This is a genomic window from Martelella sp. K41-7 (assembly GCF_055808365.1).
Genome location: NZ_CM147867.1, coordinates 2916722 through 2941803 on the forward strand (window position 1 = coordinate 2916722; position 25082 = coordinate 2941803).

17 protein-coding genes and 1 pseudogene are annotated in these 25082 nt (G+C 58.0%); 11 read left to right on the plus strand and 7 right to left on the minus strand.

The window, feature by feature from the left end:
• Nucleotides 1-86: 86 nt before the first annotated feature.
• The 4 genes from AC0L7L_RS13910 to AC0L7L_RS13925 form a co-directional block, all read right to left on the minus strand.
• Complete coding sequence (locus tag AC0L7L_RS13910) at nt 87-317, minus strand: hypothetical protein (RefSeq protein WP_272212600.1); 231 nt, start codon at nt 315-317, stop codon at nt 87-89.
• Between the two features lie 304 nt (nt 318-621).
• Nucleotides 622-1578: a transaldolase gene (tal, locus tag AC0L7L_RS13915; RefSeq protein WP_272212601.1), complete on the minus strand. Its 957-nt coding sequence runs from the start codon at nt 1576-1578 to the stop codon at nt 622-624.
• A 328-nt stretch (nt 1579-1906) separates the two neighbouring features.
• On the minus strand, nt 1907-2791 hold the full coding sequence (locus AC0L7L_RS13920; RefSeq protein WP_473509622.1) for a methylated-DNA--[protein]-cysteine S-methyltransferase: 885 nt from the start codon (nt 2789-2791) through the stop codon (nt 1907-1909).
• A gap of 74 nt (nt 2792-2865) precedes the next feature.
• Nucleotides 2866-3357 carry a DUF2244 domain-containing protein gene (locus tag AC0L7L_RS13925; RefSeq protein ID WP_473509624.1) on the minus strand — a complete coding sequence of 164 codons (492 nt, stop codon included), beginning with the start codon at nt 3355-3357 and terminating at the stop codon, nt 2866-2868.
• 20 nt (nt 3358-3377) lie between these two features.
• Here AC0L7L_RS13925 and nth point away from each other — a divergent pair, with 20 nt between their 5' ends.
• Nucleotides 3378-4130, plus strand: coding sequence for an endonuclease III (gene nth, locus AC0L7L_RS13930; protein WP_473509626.1), 753 nt, complete (start codon nt 3378-3380; stop codon nt 4128-4130).
• A gap of 46 nt (nt 4131-4176) precedes the next feature.
• Here the strand turns inward: nth and AC0L7L_RS13935 are convergent, their stop codons facing one another.
• Nucleotides 4177-5196: a LacI family DNA-binding transcriptional regulator gene (locus tag AC0L7L_RS13935; RefSeq protein WP_473509628.1), complete on the minus strand. Its 1020-nt coding sequence runs from the start codon at nt 5194-5196 to the stop codon at nt 4177-4179.
• A 315-nt stretch (nt 5197-5511) separates the two neighbouring features.
• Here AC0L7L_RS13935 and AC0L7L_RS13940 point away from each other — a divergent pair, with 315 nt between their 5' ends.
• The 10 genes and pseudogenes from AC0L7L_RS13940 (at nt 5512) to AC0L7L_RS13985 (ending at nt 18440) form a co-directional block, all read left to right on the plus strand.
• Complete coding sequence (locus AC0L7L_RS13940; RefSeq protein ID WP_272212605.1) at nt 5512-6804, plus strand: extracellular solute-binding protein; 1293 nt, start codon at nt 5512-5514, stop codon at nt 6802-6804.
• Nucleotides 6805-6952: 148 nt separating this feature from the next.
• Nucleotides 6953-7885: a carbohydrate ABC transporter permease gene (locus tag AC0L7L_RS13945; RefSeq protein WP_473509630.1), complete on the plus strand. Its 933-nt coding sequence runs from the start codon at nt 6953-6955 to the stop codon at nt 7883-7885.
• A gap of 4 nt (nt 7886-7889) precedes the next feature.
• Nucleotides 7890-8726, plus strand: coding sequence for a carbohydrate ABC transporter permease (locus AC0L7L_RS13950; RefSeq protein WP_272212608.1), 837 nt, complete (start codon nt 7890-7892; stop codon nt 8724-8726).
• Nucleotides 8727-8745: 19 nt separating this feature from the next.
• Nucleotides 8746-9909 (plus strand): ABC transporter ATP-binding protein, encoded by a 1164-nt coding sequence (locus AC0L7L_RS13955; protein WP_473509633.1) that lies wholly within the window; start codon nt 8746-8748, stop codon nt 9907-9909.
• 16 nt (nt 9910-9925) lie between these two features.
• Nucleotides 9926-12316, plus strand: coding sequence for a glycoside hydrolase family 3 N-terminal domain-containing protein (locus AC0L7L_RS13960; RefSeq protein ID WP_272212611.1), 2391 nt, complete (start codon nt 9926-9928; stop codon nt 12314-12316).
• Nucleotides 12317-12558: 242 nt separating this feature from the next.
• Nucleotides 12559-13485 (plus strand): ArsR/SmtB family transcription factor, encoded by a 927-nt coding sequence (locus tag AC0L7L_RS13965; RefSeq protein WP_272212612.1) that lies wholly within the window; start codon nt 12559-12561, stop codon nt 13483-13485.
• Between the two features lie 126 nt (nt 13486-13611).
• A pseudogene (gene arfA, locus AC0L7L_RS13970) lies at nt 13612-15119 on the plus strand (arabinosylfuranosidase ArfA).
• Nucleotides 15120-15265: 146 nt separating this feature from the next.
• On the plus strand, nt 15266-16543 hold the full coding sequence (locus tag AC0L7L_RS13975; protein ID WP_272212615.1) for an extracellular solute-binding protein: 1278 nt from the start codon (nt 15266-15268) through the stop codon (nt 16541-16543).
• A gap of 173 nt (nt 16544-16716) precedes the next feature.
• Nucleotides 16717-17598 (plus strand): carbohydrate ABC transporter permease, encoded by an 882-nt coding sequence (locus AC0L7L_RS13980; RefSeq protein WP_272212616.1) that lies wholly within the window; start codon nt 16717-16719, stop codon nt 17596-17598.
• A complete protein-coding gene (locus tag AC0L7L_RS13985; protein WP_272212617.1) occupies nt 17598-18440 on the plus strand; it encodes a carbohydrate ABC transporter permease in 843 nt (280 codons plus the stop codon). Before AC0L7L_RS13980 ends, AC0L7L_RS13985 begins: the two co-directional genes overlap by 1 nt.
• A 101-nt stretch (nt 18441-18541) precedes the next feature.
• Here the strand turns inward: AC0L7L_RS13985 and AC0L7L_RS13990 are convergent, their stop codons facing one another.
• Together AC0L7L_RS13990 and AC0L7L_RS13995 are read right to left on the minus strand one after the other, a co-directional pair.
• Nucleotides 18542-19624, minus strand: a complete 1083-nt coding sequence (locus AC0L7L_RS13990; protein WP_272212618.1) for an ABC transporter ATP-binding protein — start codon at nt 19622-19624, stop codon at nt 18542-18544.
• 274 nt (nt 19625-19898) lie between these two features.
• Nucleotides 19899-24863: a beta strand repeat-containing protein gene (locus AC0L7L_RS13995; protein WP_272212619.1), complete on the minus strand. Its 4965-nt coding sequence runs from the start codon at nt 24861-24863 to the stop codon at nt 19899-19901.
• Between the last annotated feature and the right edge of the window lie 219 nt (nt 24864-25082).

Sequence of the window (25082 nt, forward strand, 5' to 3'; positions counted from 1 at the left end):
AAATTCAGCCGGTGCGGATTTTTTTGCTCCGTCGACCGGCACCTGAAGTTTAAGGCCTTGCGGCCCTGCCTCTCTTTGAAAGGAAATCAGTTCACGGCGTCCTGAACGACGAATTCCAGCTCGCCATTTTCTGCGACGCGGAAATAGTTCTGATAACGGTTACCGAACTTGCCGGTCGTTTCGATGGTGACCGTGCTGCCGACGGGTGCCTTGGTAAAGGTGCCGGTTTCCGGGATGGCTGTGGGCTGGAAGGCGAATGCTGCCGGGGCGGCGGCGAGTGCTGAAACCAGAACGGCGGATGCGATAATCTTCGTCATGATGAACTCCTGCGTCATCTTTGTTTCGTTCGATGACCGGGAGTTAAGGTTTAATCAATCGACCAACAAGTCGTCAAAAGGAAACCGCAGTGTCGCCAAAACATTGACGCCTAGGGAATTGAAAACACCACATAGAAACCCATCAGGATAGGCGCCCACAGATATAAATTTAGTATTCTTTATAAGATTCAGATACTTATGGATAGCCCGCCAAGGAGGCTCGAATAATCATCGACAAGCCGAAACAAAACAACCCGGCCACAGGGGCCGGGTTGTTTTTTTGTGCAGTCTTACTTTTTTGTGATCAGGCGACGAGTTCTTTTGCCACTTTCGTGCGCAACTTTCCAAGATCCGCAGCGAAGTTGCGGATGCCTTCAGCGAGTTTCTCGGTCGCCATGGCGTCCTCGTTCATCATCCAGCGGAAGGTCTGCTCGTCCATTTCGATCTTGGGTTCCGGCTCGAAAGCATCCGGAGAAAGCTTGCGCTCCAGCTTGCCCTGATCGGCTTCGAGTTCTTCCAGAAGGTTGGGCGAGATCGTCAGGCGGTCGCAGCCGGCCAGGCCTTCAATTTCACCGATATTACGGAAAGAGGCGCCCATGACCACGGTGCTGATACCGTTTGCCTTGTAGTAATTGTAGATCGAACGGACGGAGACAACACCCGGATCGGTCTCGGCTGTGTAGTCCTCGCCGGTGGCCTTCTTGTACCAGTCGAGAATACGGCCGACGAAGGGCGAGATCAGGAACGCGCCGGCATCGGCGCAGGCAATCGCCTGGCATTTCGAGAACAGCAGCGTCAGGTTGCAGTCGATGCCTTCTTTCTGCAGCACTTCGCAGGCGCGGATACCTTCCCAGGTCGAGGCGAGCTTGATGAGGATACGGTCTTTGCTGATACCGCGCTCTTCATAAGCCGCAATGATTTCATGCGCCTTTTCGATCGAGCCTTGCGTATTGAAGGAAAGATCCGCGTCAACTTCGGTCGAAACGCGACCGGGAACGAGATCAACGAGCGCGGCACCGACATCAATTGCAAGACGGCTTGCTACGGCTGCAACAACAGCATCCTTGTCGCCGGACTGCGTCTTGCCCCATTTGATGGCAGCGGCGAACTGTTCGTCGAACATATCGGTCGACAGTGCCTTGAGCACGATGCTGGGGTTGGTCGTGCAATCGACCGGCTTGATCTTGGCAACAGCCTTGATGTCACCGGTATCGGCGACGACCGTCGTCATCTCACGCAATTGGTCAAGTTTGGAAGCCATGATCCTCATCCTTCGTTTTAGGGTTCGCGGCGCAAAGGCCTGCGGACCACTTTCAATTTCGATTGCCGAGCAGCATTCGCGCCGTTTCTGCAAGGTCTGCCAGAAGGCTAACGCGCCACGGTGATCTTTCAATGACTGTTGGCAAACATCGGCGCCGGACGCAAGCGCCGACAGCCGCTGATTTTCGCAAGCGACTATCGCAAAGCGCCGCTTCCCAAGTCAAGGCAAGATATCAATCGATTTAGATTGGGATTTGACCGTGCTCAAACGATTTCAAGAAAAGTCGGCCGAGCGCTGAAATGCTGCGCCTTATGCGGGCCGGCTCGGATCAGGCCTGCCCCGCCTCCCAGCCGAGCATGGCGCGTTTGCGTGTCAGGCCCCAGTGATAGCCGGTGAGTGCGCCGGATTTTCCAAGCGCACGGTGGCAGGGCACGACGAAGGAGACCGGATTGCGACCGATTGCCGCCCCGACGGCACGCGACGCCTTCGGACGACCGATCTCTGCAGCAATGTCCGAATAGGACTTTGCCTTGCCGAAGGGTATTTTCAAAAGGCTTTCCCATACCTGAACCTGAAAATCCGTGCCGATCAGAACAACCTTGAGAGGCCGGTCTGAAGACCATTCCTCGGGGTCGAATATACGCCGGGCGTAAGCTTCTGTTGCTGCGATATCCTCGACATAGGTCGCCTCCGGCCAGCGCGCCCTCATATCCTCGAAAGTCGCACTTTCTCCGCCAGCATCGGCAAAGGCAACGCCTGCAAGCCCGCGATCGGTAATCATCACCAGCGACCGGCCGAAGGGCGAGAGGTGAAAGCCGTAGCGTATCAACAGTCCCTCGCCGCCGCTCTTCCATTCGCCGGGCGACATCGCCTCGTGGGTGACAAACAGGTCGTGCAGCCGGCCGGGACCGGAAAGGCCGAGTTCGTAGGAGGTGTCGAGCAGCGGAAGCCGTTCGGCGCCCAGAAGCGTTTTGGCGTGATCAAGTGTGATCGCCTGCAAAAAAGCTTTCGGCGACAGACCGGCCCAGCGGGTGAAGGTCTTCTGCAGTCCGGTCGGAGACATGCCGAGCCGTTCGGCGATTGTCTCGAGCCCCGGCTGCTCGCGATACTCCTCGCTGATCATGGTGATGACCTTGCGCACGGTATCGTAATCACTTCCGCACGGAGTGATCTCGACTGCGCTTTCGGAAATGGTTTCAAACAAGGCGTTCATCGGTGTCGTGCTCCTTCGTGACAGCAGCAAGCACGAGTTTCGCGCGCGCGGCCACCCGTTTCTTGCCGCGCGGATCAAATCCGTTGCTTTACGGTCGCAAGTGCCTGTCTGAAGGCCACGGCAAAGCTCTCCCGGTCATCCGGATTGAGGAAGGCACCGATCTCAAGGCGCTCATTGCGGCTCGTCAGCCGCATCCCGGTAATGCCGAACTCATCGTGGCGATCAACGGCAAAGTGCGTCCAGAACGGGTTGAAATGGGTCTCTTTCATTCGGCCCGAGGGGGTTACCTTGCGCACAGAAACGGCAAGCCTTGAAACCGAGACATGCTCCCGCATCCGGGCCGAGCGATAGGAAAGCTTGAAAGCCGCATAAAGCGCGACGAAGGCAAGCCCGCAGTAAAGCGCGATCGGCCAGGCGCCGTGGGCGGCAAACCAGAGCGCATTCGGGAAAAACCCGAGCGCAGCAACAGCGAGCAGGACACGAAATCCCTTGCGCCCCAGAGAGCGATGGGGGAAAAGTTCAGCCGAAAAGACCGGCCGGTCTTCAAACGCATTCACATCGGTCATAGCGCCAGCGATCAAAGAAAATGACAAAAGCCAAGCCACAAGTGAGCACCCAAAGGACGAAAAAGTCAAATCCGGCTACCGTCCGCAAACCTGCAACGCCGCGCTCCGCCTACTCGAAAGAGGAAATCCGGGAGATCTTCCGCCGGTTTTCAGTGCAGCGGCCCGAGCCGAAGGGTGAACTCGATCATACCAACGCCTTCACGCTGCTGGTTGCCGTGGCGCTTTCCGCCCAAGCCACCGATATCGGCGTCAACAAGGCAACGAAAACGCTGTTTGCTGTGGCCGATACGCCGGAAAAGATGGCGGCACTCGGCGAGGAGCAGCTGACCTCCTATATCCGCACCATCGGGCTTTACCGCAACAAGGCCAAAAATGTAATCGCACTCAGCCAGCGCCTGATTACTGAGTTCGGGAGCGAAGTGCCCCGAACGCGCGAAGAACTGGTAAGCCTGCCCGGCGTCGGACGCAAGACTGCCAATGTGGTGATGTCGATGGCCTTTGGCGAAGCCACGATTGCCGTCGATACCCATATTTTCCGCATCTCCAACCGCATCGGCCTTGCGCCGGGAAAGACACCGGACGCGGTGGAGGCAAAACTCGAAAAGATCATTCCGCCGGACTATCTGTTTCACGCCCATCACTGGCTGATCCTGCACGGGCGCTACGTTTGCAAGGCCCGCAAACCGGATTGCCCGGCCTGCGTCATTGCCGATATCTGTAAGGCGGCCGAGAAAACCAGTGAGATGCCCGCCCCATTGGTACCGGCGGGCTGACACGTCCGATTACCCGTTCGCACGGTGTTCAATAACCGCCCCCGAGTCACAACTTATGCGGCGGAGCAGTCGATTGGCGCACGACCAGTTCGGTCGGCAGCGTGATGCGGTTGCTGGGCGCATCGAGACCGCCAATGCGGGCCAGCAATGTATTCATCGCCGACCGGCCGATCTGACGCAGTGGCTGCCTGATGGTGGTCAGCGGCGGGTGCATCTGCTGCGAAATGGCAATGTCATCAAAGCCGATCAGCGACATATCCTCTGGTATCCTCACCCCCTTCTCGCGCAGCGCCTGGCTGGCGCCGAGTGCGCTGATATCGTTGGCGGCAAAAATGGCGGTCGGAGGCTGTATCAGCGCCAGCAGCTGTTTGGCGGCATCAAAGCCACTTTTCTGCAGGAAATCGCCGTTAACGATCAGCGCGGGATCCCTGTCCAGGCCAAACTGGGCGGCGGCATCGCTATAACCCGCCATCCGCTCACGGGCCGAACGCAGGCGATTGTCACCGGTGATGAAACCGATACGCCGGTGCCCGAGATCCGCCAGATGGCGCACCGCAAGCCTCGCGCCCTGATAGCTGTCGCCATCGACCGCGGGAAAGAGCGGGTCATCATAAAGCGTGTCGATCGTCACCACCGGCAGGCCCGCGCTGGTGATCTGTTCCAGATAGCTCGCCTCGTAAGGCAGGATCGCGATGATGCCGCCTGCGATTTGCTGCAGCAAGCTCGCCACACTGCTTGGCGCCGTGCTGTCGCGATCGGGAAGTGAGTAGACCAGCGCTTCGTAGCCGGCGCTTTTGGCTGCACCGCTGATACCGAGCACGATGTCGCTGGTAAACGGCGCATGCAGTTCGGCCATCACGCCGATAATGCGTGAGCGGCCATTGGCCAGCTTCTGGGCAAACGGATTGACAGAGTAGCCCATCTCATCTGCAATGCGCAGAATGTCCTCGCGCGTTTCGGCCGAAACGCCGGGCTGGTTGTTGAGAGCCCGTGAGGCCGTCATCCGGGAAACACCCGCAACTTTTGCTATCTCGGCCAGCGTGGCCGCGCGCTTCTTCACCGCCACACTATCTCCCCCTGGCGCAGGTTTGCCGGTGTAGCGACTGAGGCATCGCAAAAGATACCGAACGGACCAACACCATTCCCCTTCTTCGTTTGCCGAGGCCCTACATTCCGCAAGGGCGATGCTTCGACTAGCACAATTTTGTCACAATAGCGACAGAGCCACATTTACCTGGCCGGACAAGGTATTTTCCCTTGGCGCGGCCTGCCAGTCATGCGCCCTGATCTCCGTAACGAAACAAGATTGACACTACGTACCGTTACCGGTAACGTATCTCATATCGTAAGACATAGAACTGACTTGCAATGGGAGGACACAATGCAATTCAAACCGACCGGAACTTTCACCCGTCTTTTGGGCTCAGCAGCCATTGCCGCGCTCTTGCCTCTGGCCGCTCAGGCTCAGGACACCAAGACGATCACGTCATGGGATCTGCGCTCGGATACGGCAACCGCCGGCATCGTCCGCGCCGGCATGGATCGCTTCGAAGCGACCCATCCTGGCTATGTCGTCGAGGATCTGCACTTTGCCAACGACGCCTACAAGACCAAACTGAAGATTGCGTTCGGCGCCAATGAGCCTCCCTGCGTCTTTGCCTCCTGGGGCGGCGGCCCGCTCAAGGAATATGTCGATTCCGGCCAGGTTGTCGACCTGACGCCCTATCTGGAAGATCATGCCGCGTTCAAAGACCGGTTTGTGCCCGCAAGCTTCGGGGCCGTCACCTTCGATGACAATATCTATGGCATTCCGGCTGAAAACACGACGATTGCCGCGATTTTCTACAACACCGAAATCTTCGACGATCTTGGGCTGACTCCACCGGAAACCTGGGATGACCTGATGCATGTCATCACGGTCTTGAACGAAAACAACATTGCCCCCTTCGCGCTGGCCAACAAGAACAAATGGCCGGGATCGATGTATTTCGTGCTGCTGGCCGACCGTATCGGCGGACCGGAAGTCTTCCAGAAGGCCGCCTATGGTGAAGAGGGCGGTTCGTTTGAGGATCCTGCCTTCATAGAGGCGGGCGAGCGCCTGCAGGAACTGGTCAAGGCCAACGCCTTCGCCAGAGGCTATAACGGCCTCGACTACGATGTCGGCGGCTCCCGCCGCCTGCTTTACGCCAACCGTGCTGCCATGGAACTGATGGGTAGCTGGGAAATGGCGACAATCCGCAACGAAAACCCGGAATTTGCCAAGAAGGTCGATTTTTTCACCTTCCCGTCCGTGCCCGGTGGAAAAGGCGATCCAAGCAATGTTGCGGGCACGATCGGCGACAACTTTCTTTCGATCTCGGCGGAATGCCCCTACAAGGACGCAGCCTTTGATCTCCTGATGTCGATGACCGATGATCAGTCGGCGAAGGATCGCCTGGCCGATCAGCGTGTTATGCCTCTGAAGGGTATCACCACGGAAGACCCCTTCCTGAACAAGGTTCTGGACGTCGTCGGCGAAGCCGGCAGCGTTCAGCTCTGGTACGATCAGGAATTGCCGCCGGCCGTCGGCGAGGTCCACAAGGATACGGTCCAGCAGCTTTTCGGCCTCTCGATCACGCCGGAAGAAGCCGCCGCCGAAATGGAACAGGCCGCTCAGGCCGAAGCCAAGCAGTAACGGCCGAGAACACTTAACTCCAAACCTCCCGAGGCGTTCGTATTGCATACGCCCCGCACCGGTCGCCGCCTTTACCGGCGGCGACCGAGAGGCTGCTTGTGTCTTTTTCCCGGGTTTACCGGAAATAAGACGAGAGAAAGGAAACAACATGTCCACGGCGATAACGCGGACGGCGGCCGACCGGCAAAGGCAGCGAAAGAAATGGGTTCTGGCCCAAAAGGCAGCCCCCATTATCTTCATGGCGCCGGCGGTCATATTTCTGGCGGTCTACCTGCTCTACCCGCTCGTTTCCAGTTTCCGGCTTTCCTTTGTCAACTGGAACGGCCTTGGGGACACGGCCCGCTTCGTCGGCATGGATAACTGGGTCCGGCTGATGCATGACAGCGTGTTCTGGCATTCGGCGTGGAACAACATCCTGCTGGCGCTGTTCTCCATTATCGTTCAATTGCCGATCGCGCTGGTTCTGGCCGTGGTTCTGGACGAGGCCAGCAAGGGCTCGCGGATCCTCAAAATCCTCTATTTCATCCCGCTGTTGATGTCCTCCGTTGCCCTCGGGGTTCTGTTCAAGAATATCTACGATCCGAATTTCGGCCCGATCAATTCAGTTCTGGACGCCATGGGGCTTTACGGCTGGGCGCATGACTGGCTTGGCGATCCGCGCTACGCGCTGGGATCGGTCATTGCGGTCGTGCTGTGGCAGAACATCCCCTTTTACATGGTGCTGTTCCTGGCCGGCCTCGCCTCTTTCCCGCGTGAAATCACCGAGGCGGCAAGGCTCGACGGCGCGTCCCAGACGACCATCTTCTGGCGGTTGAAACTGCCGCATCTGCAAGGCACGTTCCGCACAGCCGTGCTGCTCGCGACCATCGGCTCGATGCGCTATTTCGACCTGATCTACGTCATGACCGAAGGCGGGCCGGAAAATGCCTCACAGGTGATGGCAAGCTATATGTACAAGCAGGTCTTCGCCTCCTTCGAGCTCGGCTACGGCACCACGGTCGCCGCCGCCATGTTCATCATCATCACCGTAATCGCTTCAGTCGCTTTCCGTCTGTCCAAGCGGTTCGAGACGGAGGTCTGATCCGATGAGAAAGAAACAAGGCTTCAAGGTCTCGCGCGTTGCCATACCGGTGCTCGGCCTCTTCTGGCTGGCAGTCACCACATTGCCCTTCATCTTCGTGGCGTTCATGAGCCTGAAGACGCAGCAGGAAACCTTTATCAAGCCATTCTGGGCGCTACCGGAAAGCTTTAATCTTTCCAACTATATCGAGGTGCTTGAGGGCTCGTTCCTGATCTACCTCAGAAACAGCCTGTTTGTGATCTCGACTTCGGTCGTCATCATCATGCTGTTTTCCTCGATGGCCGCCTATGCGCTGGCCCGGCTGAAATTCAAATTCTCCGACAGCCTGTTCGCGCTGATCATCGCCGGTATGATTGTGCCGCTTCATGTCACGCTCGTGCCCGTCTATCTGATGACCCGCTCGATGGGGCTTTATGACACGCCGGCGGGCCTGATCGGTCCCTATGTCGCCATCAGCCTGCCGATCTCGGTGTTCATTCTGACGGAATTCATGCGACAGGTCCCCAAAGAGCTGGAAGAAGCTGCCAAGCTTGATGGCTGCGGCCCCTTCAAAGTCTACTGGAAGATCTTCCTGCCCCTTTCAGGGCCCGGCCTTTCCACAGTTGCAATCTATAACGGCATCATGCTGTGGAACGAATTTGTCTTCGCCTATGTGTTGACCTCTTCGACCGACAGGCGGACGCTGCCGCTGGCAGTCTGGGATTTCCAGGGCCAGTACGCCTCGAATGTCCCCGCCATCATGGCCGTCGTCACGCTTTCCGCCCTGCCTTTGATCATCGTCTACGCCATCGGTCAGGAAAAGATCGTCAACGGCATGATGGCCGGCTCGCTCAAGGGCTGATGGAACCGGAGTAACAACAATGACACAGATTATTCTCGAAAACGTCGAAAAACGCTTCGCCAAGCTCACCGTCCTGCACGACATCAATCTCAACATAGAAGACGGCCAGTTCTGCGTGTTTCTTGGTCCGTCCGGCTGTGGCAAGTCCACGCTTCTTAGAATGATTGCCGGCATCGAGGAAACCACTGAAGGTGCGCTGACGATCGGCGGCGAGATCATGAACGATGTGCCGCCGGCCGAGCGCCGCGTGGCGATGGTGTTCCAGAACTACGCGCTCTATCCGCATATGAGTGTTTACGAGAATATGGCTTTCGGTCTGAAACAGGCCAAGACGCCGAAGGCGGATATTGAAAGGCGGGTCAACGAGGCTGCACGGATGCTGCAGATTGAGCCATTGCTGGATCGCCGGCCCAAGCAGCTTTCCGGCGGTCAGCGCCAGCGCGTCGCCATTGGCCGCGCCATCGTCCGCCAACCCGCCGTCTTCCTGTTCGATGAACCGCTGTCGAACCTTGATGCGGCGCTGCGTGTCCACATGCGGTCCGAAATCGCCAATCTGCACAACGACTACCCCGAAGCCAGCATGATCTACGTGACCCACGACCAGACGGAAGCCATGGCGCTTGCCGACAAGATCGTGCTGCTGCGCGCCGGGCCGGATGTCACCAAAAAGGGGAGCATTGCCCAGGTTGGCGCGCCCCTCGAACTCTACCACCGTCCTGCAAACCTGTTTGCTGCAGGCTTTCTCGGCTCCCCTTCAATGAATTTCCTGAAGGTGACGTTGGAAAGCGCCGATGCGGACGGAGCGGTTATCAAGCTTGAAACCGGTGAAAGCCTTAAGGTTCCCGTCACAACCGATGGCCTTGCCAGCGGCGCAGAGCTGACACTCGGCGTACGTCCGGAGCATATGCACCCGGTTGATGATGACACCAGCGAGCAGGTGATCCGCCGCAAGGTCCGGGCTGTTGAGAATTTCGGTGAATACAGCCACCTCTACCTCAATGAAAGCACGGAAACGCCGATCATCGCCAAGGTCGCCGAGGATGTTTTAAAGGTCCCGGAGAAGCCCATGGCTTTCTTCGTCAAGCCGGCGGCCTGCCATCTCTTCGATGCCGACGGCGAGGCATTGGACTATCTGCCGAGCGTGCCCGGCCCGCATGAGCTCAGCTCCACTGACGCGGTTTGAACACGGAATGAGTAAGATGAACAATACACACAACACTCCCTTCTATAAAGACGCATCCCAACCGGTTGATGCGCGTGTTGCAGACCTTCTCGCCCGCATGACGATCGAGGAAAAGGTCGGGCAGTTACATGCCGTCTGGCTGTTTCTGTCTGAGGATGGCAACCACCAGACGCGCTCCGACCAGTTCACCGGCTCCACCGATCCGGATACGCTGAAGGCCATGCTCTCCTCCGGCCTCGGCCAGGTCACCCGGCCGCTCGGCACCCGTAGCATCGATGCGGCCGAAGGCGTGCGCGCACTGAACGCGCTGCAGAAGTTCATGGTTGAGGAAACCCGACTCGGCATTCCTGTGATGTCGCATGAGGAGTGCCTGTCCGGCCTGATGATCAAGGGTGCGACGCTGTTTCCGTCCTCGCTCTCCTTTGGCGCAACCTTCAATCCGGAGCTGGTCGAGAAGGTCGGTGCGGCGATTGGCCAGGAATCGCGTGCCATCGGCTGCCATCAGGGGCTTGCCCCGGTGCTCGATGTCGCTCGCGATGCCCGCTGGGGCAGGACCGAGGAAAGCATCGGCGAAGACCCGTATCTGACAGGTGTGATCGCCTCGGCCTATGTCAAAGGCCTGCAGGGCGAGGATCGCGGAGTTCTGGCGACGCTGAAACACTATGCGGGCCATTCCGCCAGCGAAGGCGGGCGCAACCATGCCCCGGTCCATATGGGCTGGCGCGAGCTGAACGACATGTTCATGCTGCCCTTCGAAATGGCGGTGAAGCTCGCCAATGCCGGTTCGGTGATGCCCGCCTATCACGATATCGACGGCGAACCCGTCCATGCCTCACATCACCTGATGACCAAGGTGCTGCGCGATGACTGGGGCTTTGACGGTCTGGTCGTCGCCGATTATGTCGGCGTCAGCCTGCTCTATCAGCATCACGGCATCGCCGAGAACCGGGCCGAGGCGGCCGCACTTTCCTTCAATGCCGGCCTTGATATCGAACTGCCCGGGGATGATTGCGCCAAGGATATGAAGGAAGCGCTTGAGCGCGGTCTCATCACAGAGGCAAAGATCGACGAGATCGTCGGTCGTGTGCTGAAGGAGAAATTCCGGCTTGGCCTGTTCGAAAAGCCCTACGCCGACGACGGCAAGATCGTGCTCCAGCGCCGTGACTACGTCGAGGTCGCCCGGCAGACGGCTGAACAGTCGGTCACCATTCTCGACAATAACGGCATTCTGCCGCTTGCTGCAAACCAGAAGGTCGCCGTCATCGGCCCGACTGCGGACGATCCGCTGGCGCTTCTCGGCGACTACGCCTTCCCCGTGCACCTGATCCATAACGAGGCCCAGGAAGAGATCGAAAGCGTCGTCACACCGCTGGCGGGTCTCAGAGCGAAGCTCGGGGCCAAAAATGTCATCTATGCACGAGGCTGCAACATCCTCGACGAGCGCAAGGCAGGCGCCCCGGTCTTTCCCGGCGATGTTGATGACAGCACCTCGCTGGAACAGGCCTCCTCGCTTTCCACGCGGGTCGATATGATCCCGAGCGCCGTGGAAGCGGCAAGGAATGCCGACGTCGCCATCGTCTGCGTCGGCGACCTTTCCGGCATTTTCCAGACCGGCACGGTGGGCGAAGGCTCCGATACCGACACGCTGGAACTGCCCGGTGTGCAGCAGAAACTGCTTGATGCTGTGATTGAAACCGGCAAGCCGGTGATCGCCGTCATCTCCTCGGGCCGCCCATACAATCTCGGTGGCGCGGAAGACAGGATCGCAGCCCAGGTCATGACCTTCTTCTCCGGCCAGGAGGGCGGCACCGCGCTTGCAAGCGTTCTAACCGGCGCGGTGGAACCTTCCGGCCGGCTGACGCTGTCGATCCCGCATAATGTCGGCGCCGCACCCTATTTCTACAATCACAGCTTCAAGAGTTCCGGCACGCCGATTGCGCGGCATTTCGGCAGCCGCTATCCCTTCGGTCATGGCCTCTCCTACACGAGCTTCGACTTTTCCGATGTGGCGCTGGAAAGCGAGACTGTCGATATTGAAACGGGCACCGTGCGACTGTCATTTACAGTCACAAACACTGGCAATCGCAAAGGCATTGCTGTGCCTCAGCTCTATGTTCGCGACGAGATCGCTACATTGGTGCGACCGGTCAAGGAACTGAAGGCTTTCGGCAAGCTTGACCTGAAACCCGGCGAAAGCGCACGGCTGACCTTTGAAGTGCCCACCGACATGCTGAACTTCACCGGCTATGAAGGCTTCCGTGTTGTTGAACCCGGTTTCTTCACGCTGATGATCGGTGCATCGAGCGGTGACATCAAACTGAAAACCAGAGTTGAGTTGACCGGCGAGCGCAGAAAACTTCCCGCAGACTGGCGGATGCTGAGCGGCTTTCAGGTGGTAAAACCGTAACCGGTTTGACCTTCCCGCAGACAATAGAAGTATATTAACAGGCTTCAGCCCTGATGCGATCCTGTGAAAGCCCCCGCCCTTGTTGCGGGGGCTTTCTGTTGCTGCGTGATGGAGTACCGGTCTGTTTCCGGCCAAGCGCCGAACTGCATGACCGCTTTACGCCCATTTCCATTGGTGTTTGACCGAGCCAAGAATCCTGATATGAAAGTTTTCTGACAACAGCCTCCCAGCAGTGAACACCCATGCCACGTAACTTTCTCGTCGTTGATCCTGAAAAGGATTTCCATGTCATCAAGGGGCTTGCAGCGCCAGCGCGCGTCGCTGTCCTCAAGCTGCTGCGCCGCAAAGGTGCACTGAACGTCAAGGAAATCGGCGAAATTCTGAACCTTCCGCAGTCGACGGTGTCGCTGAGCGTGCAATTGCTGGAGGATGCCGGCCTGATCCGCACAGAGAGCCAGCGTGCGCGCAAGGGCAACCAGAAAGTCTGCACCAACATCTACGATGAGATCGCGATTGTGTTCGGCGATGCGACGGAAGAACGCCGCAATGACGGCATCGAGGTCGCCATGCCCGTCGGGCTCTACACTGCCTTCGATGTGAGCGCACCATGCGGACTGTGTACCGACGAAGGCATTATAGGACTTCTGGACGTGCCCGACAGCTTCCTCGATCCGGCACGGATGAAGGCGGGACTGATCTGGTTCACGCGCGGTTCGGTTGAATACCAGTTTCCAAACAACGCCCGGCTCGACAACCGCGAAATCACCGAGCTCGAATTCTCGATGGAACTTTCATCCGAAATGCCGGGAACCAATCCGGACTGGCCGTCGGACATCACCATCACCATCAATGGCGTCGATATCGGACAGTGGACCTCGCCCGGCGATTTCGGCGACCGTCGTGGCGTATTTACCCCGGACTGGTGGAAGCTGAACGGCTCGCAATACGGCATGCTCAAGCGTTTCCGCGTAACACCTGCCGGCTCCTATGTCGACGGTGTCAAGATGTCCGATGTCTGTCTCGACGATCTCAAGCTCGCTCAACGGCATTCGATCCGCCTAGCCGTAAGTGTGCGCGAGGATGCCCGCCACCCCGGCGGCATCAACATTTTCGGCAAGGGCTTTGGCAATTACGATCAGGATATCGTTCTGCGCCTGACCACCAAATAGCGACTGAACGAAAGTTCACCCGAACAACACCGACCTTCGAAAAGCCGCTTGACGAAAGGATTGATCGGGTCTTTATTATCCAGAAATATTGGTTTATACCAAGAATTAGATTTCGGAGGAGAGAACATGCAGGCCCGCGTTACCGCGCACAAGAACTTCACCATTTCCACAATAGACCCAAGGCTCTATGGCTCGTTCCTCGAGCATCTCGGGCGGGCAGTATACACCGGCATCTACGAACCTGACCATCCCACAGCGGACGAAAACGGCATGCGTCGCGATGTCATCGATCTTGTCCGCGAACTCGATACCCCGATCTGCCGCTATCCAGGCGGCAATTTCGTCTCGGCCTATAACTGGGAAGACGGGATCGGCCCACAGAGCGAACGCCCCACCCGTCTCGACCTTGCCTGGAGAACGGCTGAATCCAACCAGGTCGGCATCCACGAATTCGCACGATGGGCGGAAGCCGCCAACACCGAAATGATGCTCGCCGTCAATCTCGGTTCACGCGGGCTCGATGCTGCGCGCAATTTCGTCGAATATGTCAATCACCCGGGTGGCACCTACTGGTCCGACCTGCGCCGCAAGAACGGCCAGGCTGATCCGTGGAACGTCAAACTCTGGTGCCTTGGCAACGAGATGGACGGCCCCTGGCAGGTCGGCCACAAGTCCGCCGCCGAATACGGCCACCTCGCCAATGAAACCGCCAAGGCGATCCGGTCCTTCGACGACAAGCTTGAACTGGTTGTCTGCGGCTCGTCCCATTCGGAAATGCCGACCTTCCCGCAGTGGGAGGCGACGGTTCTGGACGAGACCTATGATCAGGTCGACTATATTTCGCTGCACATGTATTTCATGAATTACGAGAAGAATACGCGCGAATACCTGGCACTTCCGGAGAAGCTTGACCGTTATATCGGCTCGGTCAGCGGCGTGATCGACTATGTAAAAGCCAAGAAGCGTTCAAAGAAAGACGTAAAGATCTCTTTCGATGAGTGGAATGTCTGGTATCATGAGCGCGAGGCAGACGAACAGCGAATGAAGGAGTGGGATTGGCCGCACGCGCCGGTGCTTCTCGAGGATATCTATAATTTCGAGGACGTGCTGCAGGTCGGCTGCATCCTCAACACCTTCATCCGGCGTTCCGATGTTGTGAGCATCGCCTGCATCGCACAACTCGTCAACGTGATCGCGCCGATCATGACGGCGCCTGGCGGCGCTGCCTGGAGACAGACGATCTACTACCCGTTCCAGTTCGCCTCGCGTTACGGACGGGGAACAGCGCTCGCCCTTGATGTCGATTGCGAAACCTACAATGCAGATATCGCGGCGAATGTGCGCTATCTCGACATTACAGGCGTTCACGATGCAGACGAAGGCACACTGACTTTCTTTGCGATCAACCGTCACGGAGAAGAGTCCATGACGATCGATCTCGCGCTTGAGCGGTTCGGCGATGCCAAATCGGTCGAGCACACACTGATCAAGCATGACGATCTCGAAGCGGTGAATACCAGGGAGAACCCGGGAAACGTGAAACCCGTAAAGCAGGATGGCGCAAGCCTTTCAGGCGGCAAGGTTTCGGTTACGGTTCCCCCTACTCCTATTCGATGATCCGGGTAACGCTATAACGCATCAGGCAGGGGAGTGCCACGTTCGCATTAATGCGTGATTTCGAAGAATGCCGGTGCGCCGCATCTTTCTTGAATGCGATGCGGCACTCCGGAAGTTCCAACCATACGGCGGGAGGCCGTATTGAAACGAGGAGGAGAATAAGATGGCGAAAGTATTCGGTGTAGCCATGGGCGCGATTGTCGCGGCGGGTGTGTTTGCCACCGCCGCACAGGCCCAGGAAACAGTTACCTGGTGGGACTTTCTCAGCGGCGGCGACGGCGTTCGCATGAAACAGCTGATCTCTGAGTTCAACGCCGCGCACGAAGGTGACATCACCATCGACGCGACGACGCTGGAATGGGGTACGCCCTTCTATGCCAAGGTCCGCACCTCTGCCGCGATCGGCGAAGGTCCCGACATCATGACCTATCATGCAAGCCGTATTCCGCTTGCCGTCAGCCAGGGCATTCTGCAGCAGATCACGCCCGATGACTGGTCGACAATGGGCCTTTCGCAAGCCGATTACGCATCCGCGACCTGGGACGCGGTGACAGTGGACGGAAAGCAGTACGCCGTTCCGTTCGATACCCATCCGATCGTGCTCTACTACAACAAGGACGCGCTGGCCGCAGCGGGTCTGCTGACGGAGGACGGCAAGCCTAAAGGCCTTGATTCCCGCGAAGGCTTTGAAGCCACGCTGAAGGGCCTCCAGGAGGCAGGCGCCAAGTTTCCTCTGGCCTCAACCACGGCTGACGGCACCTTCATGTTCCGCACCGTCTATTCCCTCGTGGGCCAGCAAGACGGAGAGTTGATGACCGATGGCGAGTTCCTCGCTGGCGACAACGCCGAAAAGCTGGAGAACGCGCTGGGCGTACTTCAGGGCTGGACCAATGACGGCCTGCAGACCACCTATACCGATTATCCCGCGACCGTTGCGCTGTTCACCTCCGGTGAATCACCGATGATGATCAACGGTGTCTGGGAAGTTCCGACGATGATCGACCTGAAGGATCAGGGCAAATTGTTTGAGTGGGGCGCTGTCGAGCTTCCGGTGATCTTCGACCATCCCGCAACCTACGCAGACAGCCACACATTTGCCATTCCCGCCAATGCAGGCAAGGACATGAGCCCGGAGAAGAAGACCGCCGTGCTGGAGGTGATTTCGTGGATGGCGAAAAACTCGCTGTTCTGGGCAACCGCCGGCCATATCCCGGCTTATGGCCCTGTCACGCAATCGGCGGACTACCAGGCCATGCAGCCGAACGCCACCTATTCAAGCGTGACGGAAAACATGATCTTCGACCCCAAATCGACGCTCGCAGGCGTTGCCGGGCCGATCTATGACGTGATGTCCACCTATTTCGTCCCGACCCTCAACGGCGAGATGGAGCCGGCCGAGGCGGTGGAAGAAATCAAATACGAGCTCAACGATCTGCAATGATCGTTGAGGGTCAGCGGCATTGATGTGTGTCTGCATTTCATAGAACCTCAGACACACATCGGCCTCTTGATTGACGCAGGTCCGGACGCACAATTGGTGCTTATTTTTGCCGGACCTGCTCTACCGCTGGCGACCATTTCGCCCGACAGCTGCACGTTTTTCCGAGGCCCATCATGCTCCGCAACAAACGGAACGAAGCGATTGTCGCTCTGCTATTGATCGCTCCGTTCGTCGCCATTTACGGATTGATCTTTGTCTATCCGACCATCCGGCTGTTCATCACGTCGTTTCAGAATGCGCCGCTGATCGGTAGCGGCGAGTTTGTCGGTTTCGATAATTATACCCGCCTTTGGGGTGACCGGCGCTTCAACACCGCGTTCTGGAACACGGCCTATTTCGTCGCCATCACCGTCATTCCAGGCGCCCTGGTTGCCTTTGCCATCGCACTGGGCGTCAGCCGCCTGAAAGGCCGGCTGCAGGCCCTCGTTCTGGCACTGTTCTTCCTGCCCTATATTCTGCCGGTTTCGGTGGTCTATCTGATTTGGGACTGGACGCTGAACTTCCAGTTCGGCATCGCCATGTATGTGTTCGACATGCTGGGTGTCGATCGGGTACCGGTGTTCAAATCGACAGTCTGGTTCATGCCGGCGGTCGGCGTTATCACGATATGGTGGACTGCCGGCTTTTCGATCCTGCTTTTCCTGGCCGGGCTCCGCTCCATTCCCGTCGAAATCTACGAGGCGGCAGCGCTCGACAATGCATCGCGCCTGACGACATTCCGGCAGCTGACATGGCCGCTGATGTGGCCGGTGACGGCGCTGGTCCTGACGATCCAGCTGATCTTGCAGTTGAAGATCTTCGACCAGGTCTATCTGTTTTCGGTCGGCGGACGACCAAACGACAATCTGGTGCTGGTCTATTACGTGTTTCAGCGGGCCTTCCAGTATGACCAGGGTGGCCGCGCCGCTGCGGCGGCCGTTGTGCTGTTCATCCTCGTCATCGTGGTATCCGTGCTGAATTTCCAGCTCACACGGCTTTCAAAGGGGCGGGCATGATGACTGCAACAACAGCAAAACGCCTGAACCTCGTTGGCCTCGTGATCACACTGCTGACGATCCTTGTCGCAATCCTATGGGCCTTTCCGCTCTATTGGGGTGTGATCTCCTCACTGAAGCCGGAAGACGAGGTGGTGCGCCGCTATATCGAATTATGGCCGGAAAACCTGACCTTTTCGCATTATTATGCCGCGCTCACGCAAACCCAGATCGGCATCTGGTATGTGAATTCCATCGTCACCGCGGTCGCCATCACGGTGCTGACCGTTGGTTCGTCTCTGTTTTGCGGCTATGCGATTTCGCAGCTCGAATTCCCGTTCCGACGGGTTCTGTGGTGGCTTATCCTGGCAAGCTTCATGGTGCCGATGCAGGTACTCATCGTAAACCACTTTGAACTGATGGCACGTTTTGGCCTCATCAACACTTGGGCCGGGATCGTTCTGCCGCAGTTGATCCATCCGGTGGTCATCATCGTTTACAAGCAGTTCTTCGACAACGTGCCGAAGGATTTCCGCGAGGCGGCGGCGATGGACAATGCCTCCGAATGGCGCATCCTCACGCGCATTTATATGCCGATGAATTGGGGCGTCACCACCGCGCTCGCTATCGTCACCTTTATATGGTCGTGGAATGCGTTTCTGTGGCCGTTCCTGGCGGTTACCAAGACCGAGATGATGACGATCACGGTCGGCATCACCCAGGTCAATGATGCCTTCGGCGTCTATTATGCCCGGGAACTTTCCGCAGCCGTTCTGGCCGGTCTTCCTGTCGCGGTCGCCTATCTCATCTTCCAGCGCAAGGTGACCGAGGCCATCACGCTGTCCGCCGGCATAAAGGGATAGATCGGCACCAACTCCGCTTGCACTTCCTGTTATGATTAAACAACAACGCCGAGGCCTTGCGCCTCGGCGTTGTTGCTTCGAAGATCAGAGGGTGAAGCGGATCAATGCACGTGGTAGGCATTCCCCGCTTCATCAAAGAGATGAAGTGCGGTCGCGTCAAAGGCGAGACGGACCTGATCGCCGGTTCTGGTCTCGGAACGCCCGCTGTCGGTAGCGATCAACTCGGTTCCATCGGCAAGGGTACAGTACAGCAAGGTCCGTTCACCGAGCCGTTCGACAACGCCGACCGTCGCCGTGGTGGTGACCTCTTCTGCGTTCTCATCCTCCACCACCCTTATGGCTTCAGGGCGAACACCCATCTCGTAGCGCCCGGGTGCCATCTCGGGGATATCAACCTTCAACGCAGAACCATCATTGAGACGCGCTATCTGCGTGCCGTCTCCGGCGAGATCGACCTCAATGAAATTCATGCCCGGCGAACCGACAAACCCCGCCACGAAGCGTGAGGCGGGCCGCAAATACACCTCCATCGGCGTACCGATCTGCTCGATCCGGCAATTGTTGAGCACCACGATCCGGTCGGCGAGCGTCATCGCCTCGGTCTGGTCGTGGGTCACATAGATCATCGTCGCCTTCATGCGATTGTGCAACTGGGCAAGCTCGACACGGGTTCTGACGCGCAGCGCCGCATCGAGGTTGGAGAGCGGCTCATCAAACAGAAAGGCTTTTGGTTCCTTGACGATTGCCCGGCCGATTGCCACGCGCTGGCGCTGACCGCCGGAGAGCTGGGCGGGTCGCCGTTCCAGCAGCTCTACCATCTCCAGCATGCGCGCGGCTTCCTGCACGCGGGCGTCGATCTCATCCGCGCTCATACCGATATTGCGCAGACCAAACGCCATGTTGTCGCGCACTGTCATATGCGGATAGAGCGCATAGTTCTGGAACACCATCGCGACATTGCGCTGGCCCGGTGCGAGATTTTCACTGCGGACGTCATCAATCATCAATGCACCGCTGTCGATGGTCTCGAGCCCGGCGATCATGCGCAGCAGCGTCGATTTTCCAGATCCAGAAGGCCCGAGAAACACCATAAGTTCGCCGGCTTCCACCGCAAGCGAGATATCATTGATAACATTGACGTTCCCGAAACTCTTTGAAACGTTCTCAAGCTTGATTGGAGCCATTTTGTCCTCCCGAAAGGCTTTCGAACCATTCTTTCCGGTCTGCACCAGAAGTCAAGATATCGTATAAAGTTCCGGCAGGATTTTCGGGAAAAGCACAAGCCCGCCCCAACGATACACATTCGCAATCATCAGCCTGACGGCGGCTCAGGGTGGCCAAATTACCCACCATAAGCAAAAAAACTGGCGGCGCATCACGCACCGCCAGTCACATTTCTATTCTGCTTTGCCATCGACGTGTTGATCGTCTTCCGGCTCCGACCTACGCAAGCTTAGCCTAGAACTGGACGCGCACAGACAGCGAGACCTGCCCGCCCGAAACATCGTCACCAACCGGGAAATCGGCTCGCAGCTGGCTGGAAAGCTGGCGCATATTACCAATCGCTGGCGCCAGATAGTTGAAGCCAACGCTTACTTCGCCGTAGCTGTCCACCGTCGATGTGGTGATCGGCGTCCGGATACCCGCAGACGAGACATAATTGGACGTCGGATCATCAGCAAAGTTGTTGTAGTAGGTGCCGGCAAGGAATGGCTCGATGGTGCCGTTATTGTCCTCAAGAATGAACGATGTCGAGGCCGCAAGACCGATCGACCCGACAAGGGTTTCCATGTCGCCGAACGAAATCCGCGCCGGTGAACCGCTGGCCACCCGCAGATCATCGTTGAAGCTGCTGTTCGAATAGGACAGGCCCACCGAAGGCATCAGCGAAAGGCGATCCATGTCGAAGCTGTAGCCCAGATATCCGGATGCCGTGTACTGGTCAGCATCGAAACCGTCCTGGTCGAAGACCGTGGTCGAAAGACCCGGTGCCAGACGCATTTGGTTGATGTCATAGGATGTCTGGCCATAGGTCGTGCGCAATTCGGCAATGAACGGTCCGGCAAAATACGAAGCATAGGCACCGAAATACTGCTGGTCGAACTTGCTCAGCCCGCTGTAGCCGATGCCGGCGACCGTATCGTTGCTGCTGACCGAACCGGAGCTCAAGCCGCCGAGGAGGCCGAAGTTAACCTGCCCGCCGTTCTGTCCGAGATCAAAACATCCGTAATCGATACCGAGTTCAACACCCCCGAAAGTGGTGTTTGAGTTCGTTTTTGCGGAAGCGGAACCGGCCGACGATGCCGTTGAGGCGACTTCGAGGGTGCCGCCATTCATACGGGTGTAGCTGCCCGCACCGCAACCCTTCTGCGCACCATCGACCGCGGTAACATAGCTGTCATCAAACCGGTTTGTGGTGAGGCCGGTGAAGGCCTGCGTGGCATAGATGCCGCCAAGCGTGCCGCTGATCGGCACCATGTCGAGCGACGTTGCCAGGATCACCGCATTGGATGTCTCGCGGACACTGTTGACGATCAGCGGATTGGCGGTATTGCCAAGTCCGTAGACGTCACCGATTGCAGCCGAATAGGTGCCGTCTATCGCGATCAGCGTGCGTTCGTCAGGTGTGTCGAGGTGATTGAGACCGTAGAGCGCCAGATCATAGTCATCACCGGAGAAATTGCCTGTCACGCGGATCTGATCGGTGGTCGTATCGGCGTAGGTTCCCAGCGCGATGCGTCCGCCCCGGGAGATATTGCCGTCAACCGTGAGTGTCGTCGTGGATGAACCGGCGTCCTTCAGCGCATTTGTGTCGGTATTGTAGTTCGAGGCGTTGAGCGTGCCGTTGTTCTCGATGTCGATGCCCGAAATCGTATGGCCGCCCCAAGCCGTGAACGTGCCCCGGTTATCCAGCTTCCCGTTACCGGAAAGGTCTCCGGTCAGAACGAACGTATCGTCAATCGCATTGTTGTTGACAATCATGCCATTGACCGTGCCGCGAATGGCGGCAATGCCGTTGTTCGTCAACCCGCCATTCAGCACGCCGGTGGTCATCAACACGCCGTTATTGGTCGTCAGGCCGTCAATCTGACCGCTATTGGTCAACACTCCGTTGCTGCCGATATCAGCGGTTCCGCCAACGCTGCCGGTATTATCGGCCGAGCCGCCATTGACCGCAAGAGCTCCGCTGATCACGCCCTCATTCTTGAAGAGACCCGCATTGCTGGTTGCCGAGGCAAGCGTGCCGCCTGTCTGGTTGATTGCATTGCCGCTATTGGTCAGGGTACCGGCCATACCACCGTTCTGGTTGACGAAGCCATAGCCGCTGCCACCGGCGGACGAGCTGTTGGACACACCAGCAAGCTGGCCGCTATTGGTCACAACACCGTCATTGCTGATCGTCGTCAGACCCGCAACCGAGCCGGTATTGTCAGCCATGCCGCCGGTTACGTCAAGCGCGCCGGTAACTGCACCGGCATTGGAGAAGGCGCCAGTCGTGTTCAAGACCGAGGCAAGCGTGCCGCCTGTCTGGTTGATCGCGTTGCCGCTATTGGTCAGGGCACCGGCCATACCGCCACTCTGGTTGACGAAGCCATAGCCGCTGCCGCCAGCGGACGAACTGTTGATCACATCGACAAGCTGGCCGCTATTGGTCACAACGCCGTCATTGCTGATCGTCGTCAGACCCGCAACCGAGCCGGTATTGTCAGCCATGCCGCCGGTTACGTCCAGCGCGCCGGTAACAGCACCGGCATTGGAGAAGGCGCCAGTCGTGTTCAAGACCGAGGCAAGCGTGCCGCCAGCCTGGTTGATCGCATTGCCGCTATTGGTCAGGGCACCGGCCGTACCGCCGTCCTGATTGACGAAGCCATAGCCGCCACCGCCGGCAGAGGAGCTGTTGATCACATCGGCAAGCTGACCGCTGTTGGTCACAACGCCATCATTGCTGATCGTCGTCAGGCCACCGACCGTACCGTCATTCAGAAGGCCATCGCCGTTATTGTTGACAAAGCCGCCATTGACGACGAGCGCGCCGTCAATGCTGCCGCTGTTGGTGAAGGTCCCGGCCTCGTTGGCAACCGTGCCGATGGATCCGCCGATCAGGTTTACCGCCGAACCATGGTTCACAAGGACTTCCGTACGGCCAAAGCTGCCATTGGTGAATCCGTTGGAATTGACCGCACCTGTCGAATAGTTGACCACTGTTCCGAAATTCGCGCCGGAGACCAGCCCGTTGGTCACGTCGCCGTCATAGATGGTGGTGAGACCGATAACATCGCCGCCTGCCTCATTCGCAACAAAGCCGCCGGTCACATCCAGCGTGCTTTGCAGCGTTCCGGTATTGGTGAGAAGGCCGCCCGAGACCGAAGCAGCGCCCGTGACGATGCCAGAATTCCACGCCACGCCGCCGGAGACGTCGAGCGTGTTGCCAACCGTGCCGCTATTGGTAAACGCGCCGGCACTGACCGATGTGGCGCCATTCACCATTCCGGTGTTCGTGGCAATGCCACCGGACACATCAAGCGTGTTATCGACCGTCCCGGTATTGGTGAACACACCGCCGCTAACCGATGTGGCGCCATTCACCATTCCGGTGTTCGTGGCAATGCCACCGGACACATCAAGCGTGTTGTCGACCGTCCCGATATTGGTGAACACACCGCCGCTGACCGATGTGGCGCCATTCACCATGCCGCTTGCAGTGTTGGTAACAATACCGCCAGACATCGCAAGCGTATTGTCAATCGTGCCGTTATTGGTGAAGACCGTCAGCGCGCCTGAAACCGTCGTCGCGCCGTTGATCGTGCCGTTATTGGTGGTGATCCCGCCTGAGATCGTGGTGGCACCATCAAGAATACCATCACTGTTATTGGTCACCACGCCGCCGGAAATCGCAGTCGTGCCGGTCACGGTTCCCGAATTGCTGAAGGTGCCGCCGGTGTTGGAAAGCGTGCCGATCGAACCGCCGTTCTCGTTGACGGCAATACCGGAATTGGTCAGCCCGCCGACTGTGCCACCGGCCTCGTTCGTGAAGCCTGGAACGACGAGCAGGCCGAGCGAGGAATTGGTCACCATACCGGTGACCGACCCACTATTGCTGACAACGCCGCCGGTGATGCCGAGCGTATTGTCAATCGTGCCGGTGTTGGTGAAGCTGGTCAGCGCGCCGGAAACCGTCGTCGCGCCGTTGATCGTGCCGTTATTGGTGGTGATCCCGCCTGAGATCGTGGTGGCACCATCAAGAACACCATCACTGTTATTGGTCACCACGCCGCCGGATATCGCAGTCGTGCCGGTCACGGTTCCCGAATTGCTGAAGGTGCCGCCGGTGTTGGAAAGCGTGCCGATCGAGCCGCCGTTCTCGTTGACGGCAATACCGGAATTGGTCAGCCCGCCGACCGTGCCACCGGCCTCGTTCGTGAAGCCTGGAACAACAAGCAGGCCGAGCGAGGAATTGGTCACCATACCGGTGACCGACCCACTATTGCTGACAACGCCGCCGGTGATGCCGAGCGTATTGTCAATCGTGCCGGTGTTGGTGAAGCTGGTCAGCGCGCCTGAAACCGTCGTCGCGCCATTGATCGTGCCGTTATTGGTGGTGATCCCGCCTGAGATCGTGGTGGCACCATCAAGAATACCATCACTGTTATTGGTCACCACGCCGCCGGAAATCGCAGTCGTGCCGGTCACGGTTCCCGAATTGCTGAAGGTGCCGCCGGTGTTGGAAAGCGTGCCGATCGAACCGCCGTTCTCGTTGACGGCAATACCGGAATTGGTCAGCCCGCCGACTGTGCCACCGCTTTGGTTCGTGAAGCCTGGAACGACGAGCAGACCGGCCGAAGAATTGGTCACCATCCCGGTGACCGACCCACTATTGCTGACAACGCCGCCGGTGATGCCGAGCGTATTGTCAATCGTGCCGGTGTTGGTGAAGCTGGTCAGCGCGCCGGAAACCGTCGTCGCGCCGTTGATCGTGCCGTTATTGGTGGTGATCCCGCCTGAGATCGTGGTGGCACCATCAAGAACACCATCACTGTTATTGGTCACCACGCCGCCGGAAATCGCAGTCGTGCCGGTCACGGTTCCGGAATTATCGAAACCACTGGCGCCATTCACGCTCACCGCCCCGCTGAACGCACCGCCATTATCAATTGTGATACTTCCGCCAGTGTTGGTGGTCAACGTGTCAGCGGTTAGGTTGCCACCGTTGCGTATTGTGAAATTCCCAAGATTACCGACGGTAACGGACTGAACGGTATAAGCCTGATCAAGCCAGGGCGAACTAGTTGAGACGCCAATGGTCGCCGCATCGCCAACGCCCGGCGCTGTATTTCCCTGCCAGTTGGATCCGGTCACGAAATTTCCGTTGAACGTAAAGGCTTTCCAGCTACGATCGGCCGAAAGAGCGGGAGACGCTGCCATCACCGCGAAGCCAAGCGCCAACGCGCCAGAAAGTGCGGTTTTGCCTAGAAGGCCTTTTCGGAAGGAAGACGAAACTGCGTCCGATCTCGACTTGAATACACACAGTTCTGCTCATTATCTTCCTCCATTAGCCTAAACTAACGTTCGCAATAACTTAATGTTCAAACAATGTACATATCAAATTGAAATTTATCTGGTTGCATTCACACCCGGTGTCCT